General features: G+C 39.5%; 18 protein-coding genes. 7 read left to right on the forward strand and 11 right to left on the reverse strand.

What is annotated here, in order from left to right; translation table 11 throughout:
* Position 1: 1 nt before the first annotated feature.
* The 3 genes from IPM47_10755 to IPM47_10765 are packed head-to-tail and all read right to left on the reverse strand — an operon-like array spanning position 2 to position 2,544.
* Positions 2-859, reverse strand: coding sequence for a nucleoside phosphorylase (locus tag IPM47_10755; protein ID QQS27391.1), 858 nt, complete (start codon positions 857-859; stop codon positions 2-4).
* Between the two features lie 37 nt (positions 860-896).
* Positions 897-1,478 carry a shikimate kinase gene (locus IPM47_10760; protein ID QQS27392.1) on the reverse strand — a complete coding sequence of 194 codons (582 nt, stop codon included), beginning with the start codon at positions 1,476-1,478 and terminating at the stop codon, positions 897-899.
* A 13-nt stretch (positions 1,479-1,491) separates the two neighbouring features.
* Positions 1,492-2,544, reverse strand: coding sequence for an ABC transporter permease (locus IPM47_10765; GenBank protein QQS27393.1), 1,053 nt, complete (start codon positions 2,542-2,544; stop codon positions 1,492-1,494).
* Positions 2,545-2,985: 441 nt separating this feature from the next.
* Between IPM47_10765 and IPM47_10770 the strand changes: the two genes are divergently transcribed.
* From IPM47_10770 to IPM47_10780, 3 genes are all read left to right on the forward strand, one after another.
* Positions 2,986-4,440, forward strand: a complete 1,455-nt coding sequence (locus IPM47_10770; protein QQS27394.1) for a wax ester/triacylglycerol synthase family O-acyltransferase — start codon at positions 2,986-2,988, stop codon at positions 4,438-4,440.
* Between the two features lie 81 nt (positions 4,441-4,521).
* Positions 4,522-5,313: an alpha/beta hydrolase gene (locus IPM47_10775; protein ID QQS27395.1), complete on the forward strand. Its 792-nt coding sequence runs from the start codon at positions 4,522-4,524 to the stop codon at positions 5,311-5,313.
* Between the two features lie 36 nt (positions 5,314-5,349).
* Positions 5,350-7,872 carry a bifunctional UDP-N-acetylmuramoyl-tripeptide:D-alanyl-D-alanine ligase/alanine racemase gene (locus IPM47_10780; GenBank protein ID QQS27396.1) on the forward strand — a complete coding sequence of 841 codons (2,523 nt, stop codon included), beginning with the start codon at positions 5,350-5,352 and terminating at the stop codon, positions 7,870-7,872.
* A gap of 896 nt (positions 7,873-8,768) precedes the next feature.
* Here the strand turns inward: IPM47_10780 and IPM47_10785 are convergent.
* The gene (locus IPM47_10785) at positions 8,769-9,323 is read right to left on the reverse strand and encodes a hypothetical protein (protein ID QQS27397.1); all 555 of its coding nucleotides are present in this window, start codon (positions 9,321-9,323) and stop codon (positions 8,769-8,771) included.
* Positions 9,324-9,590: 267 nt separating this feature from the next.
* Between IPM47_10785 and IPM47_10790 the strand changes: the two genes are divergently transcribed.
* Positions 9,591-10,391 carry a rhomboid family intramembrane serine protease gene (locus tag IPM47_10790; protein QQS27398.1) on the forward strand — a complete coding sequence of 267 codons (801 nt, stop codon included), beginning with the start codon at positions 9,591-9,593 and terminating at the stop codon, positions 10,389-10,391.
* A 23-nt stretch (positions 10,392-10,414) separates the two neighbouring features.
* Here IPM47_10790 and IPM47_10795 read toward each other — a convergent pair whose 3' ends face one another.
* The 5 genes from IPM47_10795 to IPM47_10815 form a co-directional block, all read right to left on the reverse strand.
* Positions 10,415-11,038 carry a LysE family transporter gene (locus tag IPM47_10795; GenBank protein QQS27399.1) on the reverse strand — a complete coding sequence of 208 codons (624 nt, stop codon included), beginning with the start codon at positions 11,036-11,038 and terminating at the stop codon, positions 10,415-10,417.
* Between the two features lie 83 nt (positions 11,039-11,121).
* Positions 11,122-11,709, reverse strand: coding sequence for an NADAR family protein (locus tag IPM47_10800; protein ID QQS27400.1), 588 nt, complete (start codon positions 11,707-11,709; stop codon positions 11,122-11,124).
* A gap of 255 nt (positions 11,710-11,964) precedes the next feature.
* Positions 11,965-13,113: a hypothetical protein gene (locus tag IPM47_10805; GenBank protein QQS27401.1), complete on the reverse strand. Its 1,149-nt coding sequence runs from the start codon at positions 13,111-13,113 to the stop codon at positions 11,965-11,967.
* A 99-nt stretch (positions 13,114-13,212) separates the two neighbouring features.
* A complete protein-coding gene (locus IPM47_10810; GenBank protein ID QQS27402.1) occupies positions 13,213-14,214 on the reverse strand; it encodes a D-glycero-beta-D-manno-heptose-7-phosphate kinase in 1,002 nt (333 codons plus the stop codon).
* A 187-nt stretch (positions 14,215-14,401) separates the two neighbouring features.
* Positions 14,402-15,220, reverse strand: coding sequence for a hypothetical protein (locus tag IPM47_10815; GenBank protein QQS27403.1), 819 nt, complete (start codon positions 15,218-15,220; stop codon positions 14,402-14,404).
* 203 nt (positions 15,221-15,423) lie between these two features.
* Here IPM47_10815 and IPM47_10820 point away from each other — a divergent pair, with 203 nt between their 5' ends.
* From IPM47_10820 to IPM47_10830, 3 genes are all read left to right on the forward strand, one after another.
* Positions 15,424-16,542 (forward strand): SPFH domain-containing protein, encoded by a 1,119-nt coding sequence (locus IPM47_10820; GenBank protein QQS27404.1) that lies wholly within the window; start codon positions 15,424-15,426, stop codon positions 16,540-16,542.
* Between the two features lie 95 nt (positions 16,543-16,637).
* On the forward strand, positions 16,638-17,744 hold the full coding sequence (locus IPM47_10825) for a hypothetical protein (protein ID QQS27405.1): 1,107 nt from the start codon (positions 16,638-16,640) through the stop codon (positions 17,742-17,744).
* A 9-nt stretch (positions 17,745-17,753) separates the two neighbouring features.
* Positions 17,754-18,809 carry a DUF2279 domain-containing protein gene (locus tag IPM47_10830; protein QQS27406.1) on the forward strand — a complete coding sequence of 352 codons (1,056 nt, stop codon included), beginning with the start codon at positions 17,754-17,756 and terminating at the stop codon, positions 18,807-18,809.
* Between the two features lie 324 nt (positions 18,810-19,133).
* Here IPM47_10830 and IPM47_10835 read toward each other — a convergent pair whose 3' ends face one another.
* Together IPM47_10835 and IPM47_10840 are read right to left on the reverse strand one after the other, a co-directional pair.
* On the reverse strand, positions 19,134-19,292 hold the full coding sequence (locus IPM47_10835) for a hypothetical protein (protein ID QQS27407.1): 159 nt from the start codon (positions 19,290-19,292) through the stop codon (positions 19,134-19,136).
* 22 nt (positions 19,293-19,314) lie between these two features.
* A complete protein-coding gene (locus IPM47_10840; protein ID QQS27408.1) occupies positions 19,315-20,232 on the reverse strand; it encodes an Rpn family recombination-promoting nuclease/putative transposase in 918 nt (305 codons plus the stop codon).
* Between the last annotated feature and the right edge of the window lie 277 nt (positions 20,233-20,509).

Genomic DNA, 20,509 nt, shown 5'->3' on the forward strand with positions numbered 1-20,509 from the left:
TTCACAAAGCAGCGATTTTGGGTAACATAGCTGTTATTAAAGACGAAACGGCTTTGGAAGGATTGCTGCTAAACCGGCCTGTTGCACGATTTGCTAAAATTACGTTGACAGAAAGTGCTTGATGTCCGAGAAGACGGGAAAGCCCATAAATTGCTGCTGTTTCCATCTCAAAGTTAGTAACCCGATATCCTTGATGGTTAAACGCCTGCAAACGGGTTAAAATATCATTTATAGCAGGTTGCAGCCTTAATTGTCTTCCCTGAGGGCCATAAAACCCACCACAGGTTGCTGTGATTCCGCTAATCATCCCGTTACCAATTTTATCGAGCAACAAGCTACTGCCCTCGGTAAGATACGGGTGAACATCAGGGTTCAATAAAGGTAAAGCGTTAATGATTGCGGTTTCTTTTTTATTATTCGACAACTGATAGTAATGCAACAAACCTTCTAACCCTAAACCGTGGGTTGAAACAACAAAACTATCCACAGCAATTTCGGGATGCAAAGCACCTGATGTGCCCAGTCTTACAATGGTTAAAGGGGTAAGATTTGGTTTGATGATTCGGGTTTTTAAATCAATATTGACCAAAGCATCTAACTCGTTTAAAACAATATCAATATTATCGGTTCCTATTCCTGTTGAAATTACAGTCAGTCTTTTATTGCCAATTCTTCCGGTATGAGTGATAAATTCCCGTTTTTGAATACGGAATTCAATGGCATCAAAATATTTTGAAACCATCTCAACTCTGTCCGGATCACCAACGGTAATGATTACAGGGGCAATTTGTTCAGGGTGTAAATGAAGGTGGTAAATACTACCGTCATCGTTTAAAACTAACTCTGAGTTGGATATCATAACCGGTCAATTAAATTTAAAATAGAAGTTTTCCGGGTTATTGATCTTTGCTGTAAATGCGCTCAATTAAAACTTTTAAATCCTGAGCAACAGAAAACACCTCTTTCTTTTTACAATATACAATGTAGTCTGCCTGATCATAGTAATAATGACGCATCACTAACTGGTTTTCGACATAAGTCAGCAGTTGCTTCTTTTTGTTAAATCCTGCAATAAGCGGGCGATGTGCCATCAAAACGAACAATCTGTTTGTCAAAACATGAGGTGGTGTGTGCAACATGATTGTAGTACCTTGTTCTTTCATCCATTTCATGTTCAGATGAAAGCATGGGGTTCCGCCTCCTGTAGCAATGATAATATTACCGCTTGGGATTACACCATTTCGCAGGCAAACAGCTTCAATTTCTCTGAAATAACCTTCCCCATGTTCTCTGAATATTTCAGAAACAGAGCGTCCTTCAGCTTGTTCAACTAAAGTATCTGTATCCACAAACTGATAACCAAGCATACTTGCCAGCAATCTTCCCACAGATGTTTTACCTGCACCCATAAACCCGACTAAAAAAATACGGTTTCCATGAGCAGGTTTTTCTTTTTTCTTGTTCGTGCTTTTATCCATTTGATAGCCTTATCTATTTATACGAAATTCGGGGGTCTAACAAACCATAAAGTATGTCCACCAAAATATTGATAGCCACAAACAGCGAAGCTGTAAATAAAACTGCACCCATAGCAACAGGAAAATCGAGATTGTTAAGCGCATTGATGGTTAAATACCCTAACCCCTTATAATCAAATATGATTTCAACAAAATAAGCTCCTGCTAAAAGCCCTGCCAACCAACCTGAAATTGCTGTGATAACCGGATTAAGTGCATTTCGCAAAGCGTGTTTAAAAACTATTTTATACTTGCTCAACCCTTTTGCCTGAGCAGTTCTTATATAATCCTGAGACAATACATCGAGCATACTGCTTCGAGTTAGTTGCACGATGATTGAAACCGGCCGAACGCCTAAAGCCAATGCCGGTAAAATCAGATTTTTTAATTGAAGGACTTCTTCTCCAAAATCATTGATCACGTACAACCCACCGGTGTAGTTTAATCCGGTTATATCACCTAACCAATAGCCAAAAATTAATGCCAGAATTATTCCTGAAAAATAAGAGGGTTGTGAAATACCTAAAATAGAGCTGACTAAAATGCTGTTATCAATCCAACTAAATTGATTAATAGCGGCAATAACCCCCAACACTATCCCAACTATAGTGGCAAACAACATGGCTGTCAGGGCAAGTATTACGGTTTTGGGTAAAGCCTCCATCAGCATGGTCATTACCGGACGCTTTGTCTGATAGGAACGGCGCAAATAGGGTGCTTTCAACACCACCACTTTTTCTCCGATGGGGATTAGTTCCAAATACCCGTATTTTTCTTTGTTTTTAAGATTTTTCTCGTGTATTGAAAATGGCAAGACATCATTCAGATACATCACAAACTGAACAGCACGGGGTTTATCCAACCCAAGTTCGCGGTTAACTGCTTCGATAGTTTCAACATCCGCCCTTTGCCCAAGTGTTAGACGTGCAGGGTCGCCCAAACCGTTAAATAACCAAAAAACGATAAAGACAACACCCAATAAAACAAGGAGACCATACAGGAAGCGTTTGATGATGTAGTTTAACATACCTGAATTTGTTAAAAATAAGAAGCGTCAGGGGGCAATTTTAGATGTCCGTAAAAAATTTCTCTCAAGTTCTTCAATCGCAAAGTTGCAAAAAATCCAATTTATTTAAGGCTTTTTTTTAAATATTTACCAGTATTTATCTGCTGTCTGTTTCAGAATTTTCAACTATTCGAGTCATAGAATTTCCGGATTTATAATTCTTCTAAAAATGTCTTTTGTTTTTTTGTGTCCAAATGATCTTGATTTGATTATTTTTTAAAAGTGAAGCTGATAAGCTGAATTTAATCATCCAAGAATTTACTATTATACTTTACCTAAGTGTACAACTGTTTGAGAAACAGGGTTTGTTATCCTGTTGTTACTTCATAGTTTTTTATCTATCTTTGTACAGTAAAAAAAGGCAAATTTGTTTTAGATCCTTAAATCCATGATACCCGTCTAATGAAACAACTCAGTACTTTAGATGCAACTTTCTATTATTTGGAATCGCATAGAACTCCGATGCATGTTGGCGGCGTATATGTTTTTGAAAATCCGGCTCCCGATAAAAAATTTGATTTTCAAAATTTGAAGCAATATATCGGTTCGCGGCTATTGAAATTTCCGGTTTTCAGACAAAGATTAGTGGAAGTGCCGTTGGATTTAGGTCATCCATATTGGTTTGATGATCCTGATTTTGAACTCGAATTTCATATCTCCCATGTTGCTTTACCACAACCTGCCGATACTGTTGAATTGCTTCAATTGGCTTCGAGGTTTTTCAGCCGTCCACTTGACAGGCAACGGGCACTTTGGGAGGTTTTGGTGGTTGAAGGTTTGCAATTAGATCAGGAAACCAATAATGCCTTTGCCATTATCAGCAAAGTTCATCATGCTGCCATAGATGGCAAATCGGGAGTGGCAATTATGGAACTCTTATTTAATTCACATGCTGATCAGGAAGTAATTCTTCACCTTCCTCCTCATAAAGCAGATAGAATTCCTACGAATATAGAATTATTAATCCGGAATTCGGGAGAGGCTATTTCTACTCCCTTTAAAGTGGCGCAACTCATTGGGAAAACAATTGAAAGTCTGTTTAAAAACAATGCAGACAAAAAAATTGCTGCGGTACAGGGAAAAGCACCTCCGGCACCTTTCACCGCACCCCGAACTTTATTTAATGTGCCGGTTACGCCACACCGTATAGTTGCAGGAGTTGAACTTGAACTCAACCGCATCAAAAACATCAAAAACAAAGTGCCGGGAACTACTGTCAATGATGTTATTTTAGCGGTTTGTTCAGGGGCGTTAAGACATTACCTTTTAGAGAAAAATGACCTGCCCCAGAAATCACTGATAGCAATGGCACCGGTTTCGATAAGAGATGAAAGAAATGAAAACGCTATTGGTAATCATATTTCGGCGATGTTAGTTTCGCTTTCTACCGATATAGCTTCCCCGCTTCAACGTTTAAAGGCGATAAACAAAAGTACCGTTGGGTCTAAAGTTCACCAGAAAGCGGTTAAAGCCGAGAAGTTGATGGATTATATACCTTCGCAGTTAGATGCACTTGCTGCCAGGTTATATACACGAATGAAAATAGGGGAGCTTCATAAACCTGTGTTTAACCTGGTAATTACCAATGTGCCCGGTCCTTCCAGACACATGTATATGAACGGGTCGAGAATGTTGAAAAATCTTGCAATTGCCCCTCTGATTGATGGACTTGGTCTGATTATTACTGTGTTCAGTTATGCAGGAAACGTTTCTATCGGATTGACTTCGTGTCGTGAAATTATGCCCGATATCAAACATTTTGCCGGAATGTTTCTTACATCCCTTTCAGAACTTGAAAACGAAGTGGCTGAACAAAATCATGTGATACCGGATGTCAAATCAGGACAGCCAAATTAGAGGCTTCGTTTCTGAAAAATAAAAATTCTAAATTGACTAACAACACATTTTCATAACCATTTGCAATTACCCTCAAACATAATGTTTCAAACCATAAAAAACGTGCTCAGACAGGACGAGCATAGAATTGAAAAACCTTCGCCACTGATGATGCTTTCTGAAGTGCGCACAATTTTTGAGTTGGGGATGTTTGTTGCGGCTTATCCTTTTTTAAGACTTTCACCCCCAAAAGGAGATGGACATCCTGTAATGGTTCTTCCCGGATTCATGACCGGAGATATTACTACCATTCCTTTGCGACATTTTCTGAACAGCATTAACTATCAGGCTTACCCATGGAATATGGGGCCAAATCTTGCCGACCAACAAGTAGAAATGCCATTGATGAAACGTGTTATCAGGCTGGCAAAACGACATCACCAAAAAGTGTCGCTGATTGGCTGGAGTTTGGGTGGAGTTTATGCCCGCGAAATTGCAAGAGTTATTCCTGATTATGTAAGACAGGTCATTACACTTGCATCACCGTTTGGAGGGATTGACAAACCAAACAATGCAGTCTGGATTTATCAACTTATAAAAGGAGTTGCTGCAAAATCAGATATCACGCCAGATTTGCTCGATAGAATAAAACGGCCTGTCCCTGTGCCAACAACGGCCATTTATAGCAAATATGACGGGATTGTTTCGTGGCAACATTGTATGGAACAACAAGAAACAGACATTACTCAAAATATTGAGGTGGAATGTAGCCATGCCGGATTTGGTCATCATCCCGCTGTTTTACACTGCATTTCTGAAATTTTAGCCCAGCCGGTCAACAACTGGCAAAAGTTTGATAAAACAGACGGTTGGCGCAAACATTTCTACAAATAACTACCTACTTCTCACGATTTACGAGATTTTTGTTCCATGTTTTCACTCGAAACAATCAAGGAAATTACCGGTGCTGAATGGATTCAAAAAATCAATAATCCCCAAATTAAACACCTGATCACCGACAGCAGGAAAGTTGCTTTTGAAGAGGATGCTCTATTTTTTGCACTTCAGGGCAGTACCTATAACGGAAACGATTTTATCGGGGAACTGTATAACAAAGGGGTGCGGAATTTTGTAGTCAGTATTCCGGTTGAGTTAGAATTTTATCCCGAATCCAATTTTCTTTTTTCAGAAAATCCACTTCTTGCCCTTCAGCAGATAGCCTCACGACATCGTCAAAACTTTAAACTTCCTGTAACAGGGATTACCGGAAGTAATGGCAAAACGGTGGTAAAAGAATGGCTGTATCAACTGCTTTGGCAGGATTTTCAAATTGTCAGAAGCCCGAAAAGCTACAATTCGCAGTTAGGCGTTCCTCTTTCTGTTTGGCAGATAGACCAAACACATACGCTTGCTATTTTTGAGGCAGGCATTTCACAACCTAATGAAATGCAGAATCTTCAAAAAATCATCAAACCTGATATCGGAATTTTAACCAATATAGGGCAGGCACATAACGAAGGATTCACTTCTTTAAACCAAAAAGTAACCGAAAAACTTTCTTTGTTTTCAGAATCTGATTTCCTGATCTATTGTGCCGATTACCCTGTTATTGAGGATGCTATTACCCTTCTGAAATCCAACCCTTTAAATCAAGGGTTGTACCATTTTTCTCAACTTGCCTGGACTTGCGCAGAAACCTCTGATAATTCAGATGAAAACGCTCATATTGTTTTAAGACTAAAGGTTGAGTTTCATTCTTCTCACACAAATATCAGGGCATGGTATAAAAAAGGGACACCGTTTAGTTTTCAGGTACCATTTACTGACGAGGCATCTGTCGAAAATGCCATCCATTGTTTGATGATGATGCTTCATTTAAATGTTCCTTTAGATAAAATTGTGGGGAGAATGGGAAACTTAGTTCCTGTTGAGATGAGGCTTGAACTAAGGGCAGGGATAAACAGATCGTCACTTATCAATGATGCCTACAACTCCGATATTCACTCCCTTTCAATAGCACTCGATTTTTTGCAAAAACAACATCAGCATCAGACCAAAACCCTGATACTTTCCGATATTCTGGAAACCGGAGAACAACCGGAAATGCTTTACCAAAAAGTGGCAAAACTGCTGGCTCAAAAAAAAATTAACCGATTTATAGGTATTGGACAAACATTGTCTTCCATGAGGTCGCTTTTTTCTCAGTTTAATGCCGGTTTTTACCCCACGACTCCCGACTTTTTACGAAGAATCCCCTCTTTTTCCAACGAAGCAATTTTAATTAAAGGCGCTCGTCCTTTTGCCTTTGAAAAAATAGTACAGGTGCTTTCTGCCAAAGCCCATAATACGACCCTTGAGATAAACCTGAATGCTATTGCACATAACCTGAAAGTATATCAATCGTTGTTGAAACCGGACACCAAAATCATGGTGATGGTAAAATCACTGTCTTATGGAAGTGGAGGGCATGAGATTGCCAATGTTTTACAACAAAACAAAGCAGATTATCTTGCTGTAGCTTATACAGACGAAGGAGTAGCACTCAGAGAGGCGGGAATTACCTTACCTGTAATGGTTATGAGTCCAAATGCTGACAGTTTCAACGCTCTGGTACGTCATCAACTTGAGCCGGAGTTGTTCAGTCTTTCTCACCTTGCTCAATTTGCTGCCTATCTTTACCATACTCCTGTTCAGGTAAACTTTCCTTATCCCATTCATTTGAAATTAGATACCGGAATGCACCGGCTTGGTTTTGAAGAAAGCGATTTACCGGATTTGCTGAAACTGCTTGAAAAGAACCCGCAACTTAAAATTGTTTCTGTTTTTACACATCTCGCAGCATCCGACAATCCGGAACACGACTATTTTACCAATCAACAAATCAATTTATTCAGTAAAATTGCGGATTTGGTGCAAGAACAGACCAAGCACAAATTTTTGCGGCATGTTTTAAACAGCAGTGGAATCACCCGATTTCCCGACGAAGTTCAAATGGATATGGTAAGACTTGGAATTGGTTTGTATGGAATAGACAATACTAAACATATTCAAACACAACTTCAGAATGTCAGCACCCTCAAAACCCATATTTCTCAGCTAAAAAGACTTCAACCCAATCAAACCGTAGGGTATAACCGGAAAGGAAAGGTTAATCGTCCTTCAGTTATAGCTACCCTTCCGATTGGTTATGCAGATGGCCTTAACCGGCATCTTAGCAATGGAGTTGGGCAAATGATGGTCAATCAACAACTTGCACCTATTATCGGAAATATCTGTATGGATATGACAATGCTTGATGTAACAGCGATAAAACAGGTTAAAGAAGGCGATGAGGTGATTGTTTTTGGGGAAAGTCTGCCTGTTCAAAACATCGCAAACCGTTTGAACACTATTCCCTATGAAATTTTAACCGGCATTTCGAACCGTGTAAAACGCATTTATTTTCAGGAATGATTTCAGGCATTAGTTTTTCTGCTTACTAAGTGATTAACAGGTTGTTAAGCAGTGATGGTTCCGGCATATTTAATCAAATACATTGAGAAAAGTAGGAACGTCTTTACCTAAAAGTTGAAAGATGTTGGCTATACCTCTTCACTATCTAAAATAACCCACCCCTAACCCTTCCAAGGAGGGGAATTTAAAGACCTACGTCAGTAATTGATGGTGCAAAATCAAATTAGAGTTGGTATTAAATGTCTGTGGATGACTTAAAGAGTTGACTTAGGCGGTTAAGAATAATTGAAAAAGTCTGCCCTCCTTTAGGTAACATACCGAGTAGTTTGTTTTCACCACCACCTTTTTACCTTAGTAACCAACTAATTACACACTCAAAAAAAACCTTATTACCTTATTGTCCGAAGTGCATACATCCCTTTTTTATGCTTTCATTTTTATAAAGTAATAAGGTTTGTGAGTTTACTTGTTATATATTTTACTAAGGTAATAAGGTTATACCACTTCACTATCTAAAAGAACCCACCCCTAACCCTTCCAAGGAGGGGAATTTAAAGACCTACGTCAGTAATTGATGGTGCAAAATTAAATTATAGTTGGTCTAAAAAGAAAACTCCGGACACCCAAAAACTCCCCGAACCTCTGTGGAACCTAAAACCCGGTGAACCTCATCCGCGTAATTGAATTTCTTAATACCCCTTTCCCCCCCAAAAAAAACCGATTCTTCAAATTTTTTTCCCAAAAAAGCTTGGATAGTTAAATAATTTGCATTTTCAGCCATGATTATTATAAAAATATCTCAACCCGGAATTTTTTAACCCGGAATCCTCCTTATTTAACCCTTCGGATGCGTTTTGTAACCCCTTACCGTTGTTTTTATGCATCTAACCATCAAATCAATAGCCCCTTACACCACAAAAAAGCCCCCCTGTTTCGGCTTTGATGCTTCTTTTCCCAAAAATAACATGGTTTCCGATGTTTTGAAACCCCCGGTGGCCGTGTTGAAACCCCCGGTGGCCGCTTCTAAGCCCTGTTTCGGCGGCCACGATACCCTTATAAACGGCCACGATACCCTTATAAACGGCCACGACACCCTTATAAACGGCCACGACACCCTTATAAACGGCCACGATACCCTTATAAACGGCCACGACACCCTTATAAACGGCCACGACACCCTTATAAACGGCCACGACACCCTTATAAACGGCCACAGCACCCTTATAAACGGCCACGACACCCTTATAAACGGCCACAGCACCCTTAGAAACGGCCACAATGACCTTCAACACGGCCACAGTGCTTTTTGCATCCTGCTGAGAATATTTAGATACCAGTATTGTACATAAACCTTTAAAATCAAACATTATGACCATACCAAAAAAAGAAATCAGGAAATTTGGATTATCTGATGCGGATATGCTGGAAGAAGGGTAGTTACCCCATTTCACTATCTAAAAGAACCCACTCCTAACCCCTCTGAGTAGTAGAATTTAAAGAAGTTTGTCAGTTATTGATGGTTCAGAATTAAATATTAGTTGGTATTATATAGTGGATGACGTTGGTTTTTCACAACTTTATAGCGGGAACAAGACTTTCAATTCTTACTTTTGGATTTGGGTAATTTTTAAACTCAATCCATCCGGGATTGTTTACCATTGATACTCATAGAAATCGTCTTTAAAAAACACTCCTTCACTTTCATATCATTTTAATCAATGACAACAACAGTTAATCCTATTCAAAATGAAAAGCAGCAGGTTATTAACAGCCTGAAGATTCCGGTTTATGCGGTTTTGGTACTTTGGTTGATTAAAATTGCGGAGGTTGTTTTTAATTTTAGTCTGAGCAGTTTGGGTATTTACCCAAGGACAATCCGGGGGATTGCCGGCATTATCACGGCTCCTTTGATTCATGGAGGGGCAAGAGGTAATGATATTTTAGGAGACTTTTCCCATATTTTTTCCAATACGATGCCTTTAATTGTTTTGGGATTCATTGTTTTATATTCTTACAGGCAGATTGCGGCAAAGCTGATTTCAATAATCTGGTTAGGCAGTGGAATGATGGTTTGGCTGGCAGGCAGAGCATCTTATCATATCGGCGCAAGTATGTTAATTTATGGGCTGGCATTTTTTGTGTTTTTTAGCGGCGTGTTTCGAAAAGATACGCGATCCATAGCATTAGCGTCCATCGTTGTTCTTTTTTATGGCAGTATGGTTTGGGGATTGCTTCCGTTGGAAAGAGGGGTTTCGTGGGAAGGACATATTGCAGGGGCAATTATGGGAATTGCAACAGCGTATCTGTACAGAGGGGTAAATCCGCGCAAAAGGTATGATTGGGAAATTGAAGAAGAGCAGTTAAAAAAACAACCTGTTGAAACTAATCTGGAAGACCCGTTTTGGGTGCCCAAGCCAATTCAAACAAACCGGTACACGTCAGATAATATTTTAAACTGGGAGGTAAATTACCATTTGTTGGAGAGTAAGAAAACGGACGAGCCGCCCAAAAGCGAGTAAGCTGCATTGGTGAATACCGTTTTTTAAGCAGTTTTTGAAAAAAGCGTATGATACAGAAGGCGTAATCCGAAGAAAATAAGGAGCAAACCAACCAAGCGGAAAAAACGGAGGAGCCATTTTTTGTTTAAAATGCGGGAAAGTTTAGCCGCAAAAGTTACTTTCAGCATATCGGTCATAAAAATGGCCGACAAAGTTCCGGACAAATAAAAAGCCAATTTACCCCCAAAACCATATTTCCCGCTTGCATTTCCGATAATACTCAGCCAGATAACAAATACGGTGGGGTTTAGAAAATTTACCGCAAATCCTTTGGTAAAAGCCAGATAGTATTTGGAGTTGTTGGGATTACCGGACTGAACAGATGATGGGGCAGGGGGCTTTATCAAGTAATTTGTTCCAAAAAACAAAAGCAAAAAACCGCCCAATAGACCGAGGTAAAAACCATTGTCCGGATTTTTCAGAATTTCTGAGGCACCAAAAACACCAATCAAAACACATAAAATATCGCTGATAAAAATACCTGTTGCTAACCAATAGCCCACGAATAGCCCTTTTGACAGGGCTGTATGAAGCAAGGTAAAAAATACCGGTCCAACAATAAACATAAGAAGCAGCCCTATACCAAAACCTTCGACAAAAGGCATCATTTTAATTTATTTTTTGCGTTGCGATTTAAAACAAAAGAGGTGGGATTTTGGAATTTTTCATTCACCAATTCTGCAACTTTTGTCTAAAGTTTAACAATTGCAGATTTAGACCTCTCGGTTCTTTTTAGTAAAAAATCTCTCACTTCCATCAGGGCAAAACCAAGCAGGTTTAAACCTAACCAGGTTGTCGGGTTTTCAATGTGTTTATAGGTTGCCCTTAATCCAATTCCCCAAATCGTATCAAAAGGGCTGGCTTCAACCAAAACCCGGTCTTTTGTTGCAAGTAAATAGCTGAGCAGGTCGGGATTTTGTGAGAACTTATGTTTGTTGCCTGTTTTTACGATGTCGAATCGGTTAGATTCCCATATTTTTATATCGAATCCCTTCACTCTTCGTCCTAATTCTTTCACCTCACCCGGTGATTTTGCCGTTAAAATAGCCTGGTGCATTTCGTAATCTTTAAACAGCAGGGCTTTTTCTGCCATCATCCAATGTTCGGCAGTCGGGTAAACTTGTTTTTTAACGGTAAACGGAGAATCATACCATTGACTTAAGCTAAACTTCCCTAAATCGTCGGCATCGCAGGTGGGTTTATGCCCCCAAAAGAAGATATACTTGAGTTTTTTACCTTTTTCATATTGACTGATTATCCATTTCATTGAGTATTTCATAATGGTACAATTTAGAAGGTTAGATATGCCAACATCGTTTCAAATCTGGTTGCCTTTATCGCTCTATGCCCATTATGACAAAGATTGAAATCGTTAACCGTCAAAAAGGAGCAATATCATAAAGTGAAAAACTAAAAGTGAAAAGTGAAAAGTGAAAAGTGAAAAGTGAAAAGTGAAAAGTGAAAAGTGAAAAGTGAAAAGTGAAAAACTAAAAGCTTTTGATTTGTGGGATTCGGGTTTAAATAGAATGGGTTGTCAATCTAAAGGATAGACTAAGGGTTTCCATGTTTTACCTCCGTCTGAAGTCAGTTGAAGCACATTTCCACTTGTTGCTATTCCTACAAGTCTGCTGGAGAAGTCGAGAGCATCTGCGTAAATTCTGTTTTGGTTGACTTTTTCCCAGCTTTGCCCGCCATTTTTTGTTTGGTAAACATCAGCTACTACGGCGATATCATCGTTAAAGGCAGCCGAAACGGCATAAGCATATTCTTCATCAACAGCATACAGATCCGTAATTCCGGAGTTGGCGATTATCAAATTAAAACTTTGCCAGGTTTGCCCGCTGTTGGAAGAATAGTAAATCTGCTTACCGGTTTTTGAATAGGCATACATAAAATTGGGCGAACCGGGCAATACAAAGAGGGTAGTAAGTGCAACGCCCGATGAAATCTGGTAGGTTTCAGTCCAGTTTACCCCTCCGTCATTGCTTACTAACAAGTAGGAATCGCTGCTGCTGTTGTTCACCAACAGATAACCGGTAAAAGTGTTGATAAAATAAGCATCGGCCGGAGTATAAACCTGACTAAGTTCCGAAATCAGGTTGAACAAGTTGATGTTATTAAAGGCATCTTTGATAACCTGATAGACTTTCAACCCTGACGGGAAAACCGTACTTCCCTGAGCGGCAGCATAAGAGGTAAATACCCATCCGAGGTCTTTGTTTAAGAAATGGACAACTTTAAAGTCATGTGTGCCGGTTATAGTTTCTCCGCCTTCGATCCGGTTTTCAAAACGGGGTACATACAATTTGTTGTAGTAGTTTTCACCAAAATTGTTGCTTTCCTCTAACTGCAGGTCGGAATAAGCTTCGGGGTAAATGACAATGTTTTCAAAATCGTTATAGATCACTCTTTCATACAACACGCCGTCGGCAACCGCATAAATTGAATCGAAGTAATTAGGGGTATAATAAGCATATCCGCCTCCAAAACCGACAATCGTAGTATCGTCTGTCATATATCCATAGATTTTATCGCCCGTCGTCAAAGCTGAGGTGGCTGGATTTACAAGGGGCACTATGTCTGCATAATCCAACAATAGTTTGTTGTTTTCAGAAAAACAGCCCGTCGTAAATGAAACCACAAAAATCAGGATGCTGCTAAAAATGGATTTGCGGATGAACATAATTAAGGTTTTTGGGTATTCAGGATATTAGAACGTATCTTATTCCGATGATAAGATGATCGGACACGAAGTTATTAAAATTTCAGTAGCAAAACGGACTTATTCGCTCAATAAAGCACTGGCTTCCTTAAATAACCGTTCTTTTTCAACAGGAACGACACCAACTTGTTCGCAAACCAATCCGGCAGCAATATTGGCCAACTCTACGGTCGCAAAAATATCTAATTCCAAAGCGATGCCAAGCGCAAGAATACTTAAAACAGTATCACCCGCTCCGGAAACATCCGTTATGTTTCGTTGGTAAGCGGGGCAGATTTCGTGATCGTCGGGAGTTGCCACAAAAATACCCTTAGATGACAGGGTAATAACCGTATAATCGTTTTGAAGAATGCTTCTTAACTGACTATCTGCAGCAACTAATGTTTCAATTTTAGCCGGGTTAATGTCAATCTCCAAGGCGTTGATGGCTTCTGTAAGATTGGGTTTTATCAAAGTACAGCCCCGGTACTCAAAAAAGTTGTCATATTTAGGATCAACCACCACCGGAATTTTAGCCTGCTTGCAATTGTGAATTATATTGGCAATCAGCTTAGGAGTAAGCACTCCTTTGTTGTAATCCTGTAAAACAACTACCTGCGGATTTTCAGCATAAATTACATCTATGATATTGTCAATTAACAATAACTCTGTATTTTCTTCCAAAGGGTCTTTTTGTTCCACATCATAGCGCAACATTTGTTGATTGCGGCTGATAATGCGGTTTTTTACCGTTGTTTTTCGTTCCTGATCCAATACAATCATCTGTGAATTGATGCCATGATGGTGTAGTGTTTCCTTGAAGGTATATCCATCCGGATCGTCACCGACAACAGACAACAAAAACACCTTTGCACCCAATTCTTTCAGGTTAAGGGCTACATTTGCAGCTCCGCCAAGACGGTTTTCCCGTTTAAACACTTCAACAACAGGTATTGGGGCTTCCGGAGAGATACGGGTTACATGACCAAAAATATAATGGTCGAGCATAACATCGCCAACAACCATTACTCGTAAATGCTGAAATGATTCAAAAATATGTGAAATCGAATTTTGTTCTGACATGGTTGTTTGCTTGAAGGTAGCGGTAAATGATTCTTCAGGGCTTTGATGCTTCTTTCAAAACTATGGTCTTTGCGCAAAAATAAACGATTGTTTCATTTATTTATACTTTATAATTGATTTTATCTTTTCTGAATTTTTAAATATTTCTTTAACATGCCGGAACGATTTAGGTTGCTGCAATCAATCATTATGTAGAAGCTTTTTTTGCTTCGCCGTGAAGTAATACAGGATATTTGTGCATCCATCCTTTACCCTGACAGGCTTCACACGATTTTGAACTGCTGCTTTCTTTAAACCCGATTGCCCACCAAAAACGCTTTTTACCTTTTATTCCCAATTTTCCCCAACCTCCGCAGTTCGGGCATCGTTTGCGGCGTTTATATTCCAAAATCCACAAATAACGCATCCATAAGGTAGTTACAAAAATAATGGCAATATAGGCGGCATAAAACTGATTGGTTCTGAAATAATCCAACACAAAAAATGAAAATCCCCAAAAGCCCAATGATAAAACAACCCCCCAAAATATTGAGTCCGAAATTCTTGTAAATACATTTCTGATAATAAATACACCATAATACATGACAAACGCAAAATAAATCCAGGCATACACATGATTCACAAATGCCTGATCGAATAAAGCGCGAAGTATGAATACTGAGATTAACCCCAAAAAGATCAAGTCTTCAAAATCGGCATACCTGAAAAAACGATAGATCGTAGTTCCGGAAAGCAAGATTAACACACCAACATAATGAAGCCAATCAAATTGGTAGTCCAGACTAAAAAACGAAATAGTTTGATAATACCAACCATCAAAAAAAATAAAGCAATAGAAAGGTAAACCAAGTGTAAACAAACATAAAAGAGTAACCCTAAGCCGGAAATTGATCACAGAACTTTCTTCAACGGCATAATGAAACAAGTAGGAAATAAAGTAAACCCCTCCGAGTAAAATGAGCAGAACAATATAAAACAAAATGGTGGTATCAGATATTTGGGGCATCAGGAAGGAGAGATTTGATTGTTTATTCAGGTCAGGTCAGTCTGCAAAATTGGCCAAAGCAAATCTAAGACTCTTTATGTATATTTTTTAATACTTAGTTACTTAAAACGGTTTTTTTAAAAATATTTGGTTAGTCAGAGAATAGTAAGTATTTTTCGCAACAATTTAACCGGAATATTTATCACCAAGAAAACACTTTTCCCATGTCCCTATTTAACAAACTGACCGGCGAATTTATAGATATCATAGAATGGTTAGACCCCACTCAAAACACGATGGTCTATCGGTTTGAACGTCATAACAATGAAATCAAAAACGGTGCAAAACTTACAGTCAGAGAAACACAAGTTGCTGTTTTTGTTGATCAGGGTCGAATTGCCGATGTTTTTTCGCCGGGTATGTTTACCCTCAACACCGAAAATCTTCCTGTTTTATCCACCCTCAGAGGTTGGAAATATGGATTTGAAAGCCCATTTAAAGCAGAGGTATATTTTATCAACACCAAAAATTTTACCGATTTAAAATGGGGCACCAAAAATCCGGTCATTATCCGCGATCCGGAATTTGGACCAATGCGTTTAAGGGCGTTTGGCACTTATGCAGTCAGAGTTACCGATGCTGCCAAATTTATTGAAGAAATTGTAGGTACAGCCGGACATTTTACCGTAGAAGACATTACTGAACAATTGCGTAATATCATTGTTGCCCGATTTACCCAAACGCTTGGTGAAAGCAAAATCCCTATTTTGGATTTAGCAGCAAACTATGACGAAATGTCAAAATTCATTCAAGGCAGGATTGCACCTGAATTTGAAGATTATGGCATTGGATTGACCAAATTGCTGATTGAAAATGTATCATTGCCTCCCGAAGTTGAACAGGCATTAGACAAACGCAGCAGCATGGGCATCATCGGCGATTTGAGCAAATATATGCAGTTTCAGACAGCAGAAGCCATTGAAAAAGCCGCTGAAAACACATCAGGCGGAGCTAATGAAGGCATTGGTTTGGGGATGGGGCTTGGAATGGTCAATCAGATGATGTCACAGATGAACGACAAGAAAGAAACGGTTAAAGAAACTTCCGAAAATGTTACTCCTCCAAAATTGCCGGAACAATTGCAGGTTTTTGTCGCACAAAACAACCAACAAACCGGCCCGTTTAACGAAGCAGAACTCAAGAATTTGATTCAAACCGGAGTATTGACCAAACAAACTCTTGTTTGGAAAGCCGGAATCAGTAATTGGGTAGCCGCCGAAAGTTTGGCCGAGGTAAGTGTTTTGTTTAATGCTGTTCCTCCACCGATACCCCCTGCCATCTAATGTCCTAAATCAGCACTTATGACTGGCTTTTGTCTGTTGTTTGGCAACAGCTTTCAGGTTCAAATCTTATAATTTAGCTCCATCCTTTAATTGGCATGACTACACCTGCTGAATTGGTTTTTCGTGAACTTAAATGCGCTAACTGTGGTGCTATGCTTGCCTTTAAAGCCGGAACCAATAGTTTAGTTTGCGACTATTGCGGCACCAACAATGAAATACCTGTTTCGGAAGAAGTGTTGGAAGAAATTGATTTCGACACTTTTATCCGCGAATGTTACGATACAGAGGATATGCAGGTTGTTACTTTGGCACAATGCGAATCATGTGGAGCCGAAACCACATTGCTGCCCAATGTAACGGCTTCTTCTTGTCCTTTTTGCAGCAGTAGTTTAGTGGTAAAGGGAGCTTCAACCAGTCAGATTGTAAAGCCTAAAGGAGTATTGCCCTTTAAAATTTCTCAGGAACAGGCTACTGAATCCTTCAGGAAATGGTTAAACTCCTTATGGTTTGCTCCCAACAATTTAAAGCGGTATGCCTCACAAAAAGACAAACTCATCGGCATATATATCCCTTATTGGACTTATGACAGCCAGACAACTTCAACTTATACCGGAAGAAGGGGAGATGATTATACCGATTATGTGACTCAGGCGGTATCGGTAAACGGAAAAACAGAGTTTAGACAAGTACCCGTTACCAAAACCCGGTGGACAAACGTAAGCGGTATTGTGAAAGTGTTTTTTGACGATGTGTTGATAGTTGCCTGTACATCATTACCTACACAATATGTCGATTCTCTGGAGCCTTTTGATTTACAAAATATACAACCATTTAACGAAAAATATCTGAGCGGTTTCAGAGCAGAGCGTTATCAGGTGGATGTGAAAAACGGACTGGAATTGGCCAAGAAAAAAATGGACATTGCCATCCGAAGAGCAGTTTGCACTCAAATAGGCGGTAATCATCAACAAATATTGTCACTACATTCCGATTTTTACAGCATAACCTTTAAGCACATCCTTCTTCCAATCTGGATAAGTTCTTACCGTTATAACAATAAGGTTTACAGATTTGTCATCAATGGAAGAACAGGGGTTGTTCGGGGTGAAAGACCGGTTAGTGCTATCAAAGTAATCTTGTTTGTGTTGACTCTGATTGCTATTTTTGCCCTCATAGCCTATCTTACAAGCGGAAACCGGTAACTTTTGATTTTGCAGTTTTTTTCTGAAAATCGTATCCTTCATACTATAATGTCTGTTTTCGGTTTTGTTTCCGGTAAACAGACAGGATATGGGTTGCTTTTAACCTTAATTTTGTCGGTTTCCTCTTTTTCAGGTTGGGCACAAAACCATCAAAGTGATTCGGTAAATCACCATCAACGACTGCCCTTTTTTGCAACAGCCCCAAAACCAAATCCGGTCAGAATTACCGGGCTGAGTTCTGCAATAGTGCTCTCTTATTCGGCAGCTATGATTGGCTTAAACAAAGCATGGTATGCTCAATATCCACGTTCCGCGTTTCATTTTTTTAATGATAACGGCGAGTGGAATCAAATAGATAAAATAGGACATAGTTGGACAGCTTACTCCGAAAGTTTGTATGCCATTAAGCTCTATCGCTGGTCAGGCGTTTCAGAGAAAAAAGCAGTTTGGATTGGAGGTACCTGTGGATTTGTTTTTCAGATGGGAATTGAAGTTTTAGACGGGTTTTCCGAAAAATGGGGAGCTTCTTCCGGAGATATCATCGCAAATACCGCCGGCTCAGCATTCGTAATATCACAGGAACTGATTTGGAAGGAACAAAAAGTGAGGTTAAAATTTTCATCTTCACAAGTCAGTTATCGCCATTATCCCCCCGAAGTTCAGGAACGAATTGAACAACTTTATGGCAATTCTTTCCGGGAAAAACTCCTGAAAGACTATAATGGTCAGAGTTATTGGCTTTCGTTCAGCCCATTGTTGTTTTCCCCCAATCGCGAAACCCGTTTTCCTGATTGGCTGAATATTGCAATAGGATATGGAGCAGATGGTTTGTTGGGAGGTTTTGAAAACAAATGGACTGACGAGGATGGCAATACGCACGATTTCAGCCATATTTCCCGCAAAAGGACCTATTACCTTTCTGCAGATATCAATCTGAGCCGTATTAAAACCCGTTCCAAACTACTTAAAACCATTTTTGAAGCAGTTAATGTGTTGAAAATTCCTGCCCCTGCAATTTCTCTGAGTAATTCGGGCGATTTTAAAGCATACTGGCTGTATTGGTAATATCAAATCAATAAATTAACGTTAGGTTGGGAAATTAAAACCTTCTAAAATAAGGCTTTTTTTTCCAACCTAACGTTCCTCTACCCCAACCGATGCTTCAAAATTAGGAGAAAGTTTTTGGATGGGCAAGCCTTGTTACCCCTAAATCCCCTGCAGGGGACTTTTTGCTTGCTTCGTGGGGTAAGGACGGTAATGTTTGAGATGTTAAGTGGCATTGAGTAGGTAAATAACTTTTTACTTGGTTAAAGTTATTTAAATCCAAACCAAAATCACTGACTAAAAAACTGTTTGTATTATACAAATCACTTGATAGTATAAACATATTTAAGTCCCCTTCAGGGGATTTAGGGGTAGAAAAGGGTCAAGCGTGCGAAACAGGGCATGATTGACATTCAGCCCAAAATCTTCTACCAACTCAATGCCGTTGTACTGGTAGTTGATCTCTTCCCCATCGAAGGTAGTGGATAATTTTTGGATGGGCAAGCCAAATGGGTAGTAATGTGTTTTAGCCCTCTTTGATGATCCGGCTCACTTCATCTTCTGATAATCCGGTCAGATTTGCTAATGTTTTCACATCTACTCCTGCTCCCGTACCTTTCCTAATCACTTCTCTTAACCCTTCTTTCTTTCCTTCTATCTTTCCTTCAATTAATCCTTCTATCTTTCCTTCCTCTCGGCCTTGCTCCTTTCCTTCATCAAATGCCGTATCTAATGAGTTTTTCAAATCGCGATAATACTTCAAACTGTCTTCATAAGACTGCAACTCCTCTCTCGTGAATTTGGCGACTTCCGCCACCTCAAACAGTCGCTCAAAGATCCGCTCCCGCAATCGGTCGGGAACTCTTTCCAAACGGTTTAAGTTTTTTAGCACATATAGCCATTTCTCAAATCGAGTGTCTAACTCTTCTACCTGCTTATCGAATTTTGGCATCTCTAAGTAGATAAACGTCAACTTGTCATAGAACACTTTGCAGGTTTCTATGTCTGTCAGTTTTACATCGTAGCGGTATTTGTTACGTTCTGCCTTATCCTCCTCAAATACAAAATCTAATATTGCCACTGTATAAACCGCCTTTAACTCATAGTTCCAATCTGCTCGTTTGGCTTGCTCTTGTATAGGGAAGGTGGCATAGTACAAAGTCCTGTCTTTGAAGAAATTCTGCTTCGATTTTTGTAGCTCAACGATGAACTTTTCACCTCGTTCGTTCTCGCAATACAGATCAAAAATAGCCCTTCGGTCTGTTACGCCTGCACCGAGGTATTCCGTTTTTAGGTAGGTCAGTTCCTTTATTTTGCCTACTTGTTCACGCAACAACTCATTCAGAAAATCCAACAGCAAGTCCTTGTTGGGTTCTTCTCCAAACAACTTTTTGAACCCAAAGTCGGTGAAAGGGTTGACGTATCTTTCTCTAAATTCGTTCATTTCTGCTGATTATCAGACAAAGATACGTTTTTTTGCTTGTTGTGATTTTCCCTTTTTGCCGGAGGTTACCTACCCCGATTTTTGGAGTTAATCACCACCTTCCCGTTTGCGGATCAAGCGTGCGAAACTCAGCATGATTGACATGCAACCCAAAATCTTCTACCAACACAATACCATTGTACTAATAGTTATTCACCTCTACCCCAACTGATACTTCAAAGTTAGGAGATAGTTTTTGGATGGGCAAGCCTTGTTTCCCCTAAATCCCCTGCAGGGG

This window comes from Sphingobacteriales bacterium, from assembly GCA_016700115.1.
Classification (GTDB): Bacteria; Bacteroidota; Bacteroidia; order Chitinophagales; family UBA2359; genus UBA2359.

Coding starts and splice junctions, on each gene's coding strand:
- IPM47_10755 (QQS27391.1), bottom strand. CDS start 859: ATGATATCCAACTCAGAGTTAGTTTTAAACGATGACGGTAGTATTTAC.
- IPM47_10760 (QQS27392.1), bottom strand. CDS start 1,478: ATGGATAAAAGCACGAACAAGAAAAAAGAAAAACCTGCTCATGGAAAC.
- IPM47_10765 (QQS27393.1), bottom strand. CDS start 2,544: ATGTTAAACTACATCATCAAACGCTTCCTGTATGGTCTCCTTGTTTTA.
- IPM47_10770 (QQS27394.1), top strand. CDS start 2,986: ATGAAACAACTCAGTACTTTAGATGCAACTTTCTATTATTTGGAATCG.
- IPM47_10775 (QQS27395.1), top strand. CDS start 4,522: ATGTTTCAAACCATAAAAAACGTGCTCAGACAGGACGAGCATAGAATT.
- IPM47_10780 (QQS27396.1), top strand. CDS start 5,350: ATGTTTTCACTCGAAACAATCAAGGAAATTACCGGTGCTGAATGGATT.
- IPM47_10790 (QQS27398.1), top strand. CDS start 9,591: ATGACAACAACAGTTAATCCTATTCAAAATGAAAAGCAGCAGGTTATT.
- IPM47_10795 (QQS27399.1), bottom strand. CDS start 11,038: ATGATGCCTTTTGTCGAAGGTTTTGGTATAGGGCTGCTTCTTATGTTT.
- IPM47_10800 (QQS27400.1), bottom strand. CDS start 11,709: ATGAAATACTCAATGAAATGGATAATCAGTCAATATGAAAAAGGTAAA.
- IPM47_10805 (QQS27401.1), bottom strand. CDS start 13,113: ATGTTCATCCGCAAATCCATTTTTAGCAGCATCCTGATTTTTGTGGTT.
- IPM47_10810 (QQS27402.1), bottom strand. CDS start 14,214: ATGTCAGAACAAAATTCGATTTCACATATTTTTGAATCATTTCAGCAT.
- IPM47_10815 (QQS27403.1), bottom strand. CDS start 15,220: ATGCCCCAAATATCTGATACCACCATTTTGTTTTATATTGTTCTGCTC.
- IPM47_10820 (QQS27404.1), top strand. CDS start 15,424: ATGTCCCTATTTAACAAACTGACCGGCGAATTTATAGATATCATAGAA.
- IPM47_10825 (QQS27405.1), top strand. CDS start 16,638: ATGACTACACCTGCTGAATTGGTTTTTCGTGAACTTAAATGCGCTAAC.
- IPM47_10840 (QQS27408.1), bottom strand. CDS start 20,232: ATGAACGAATTTAGAGAAAGATACGTCAACCCTTTCACCGACTTTGGG.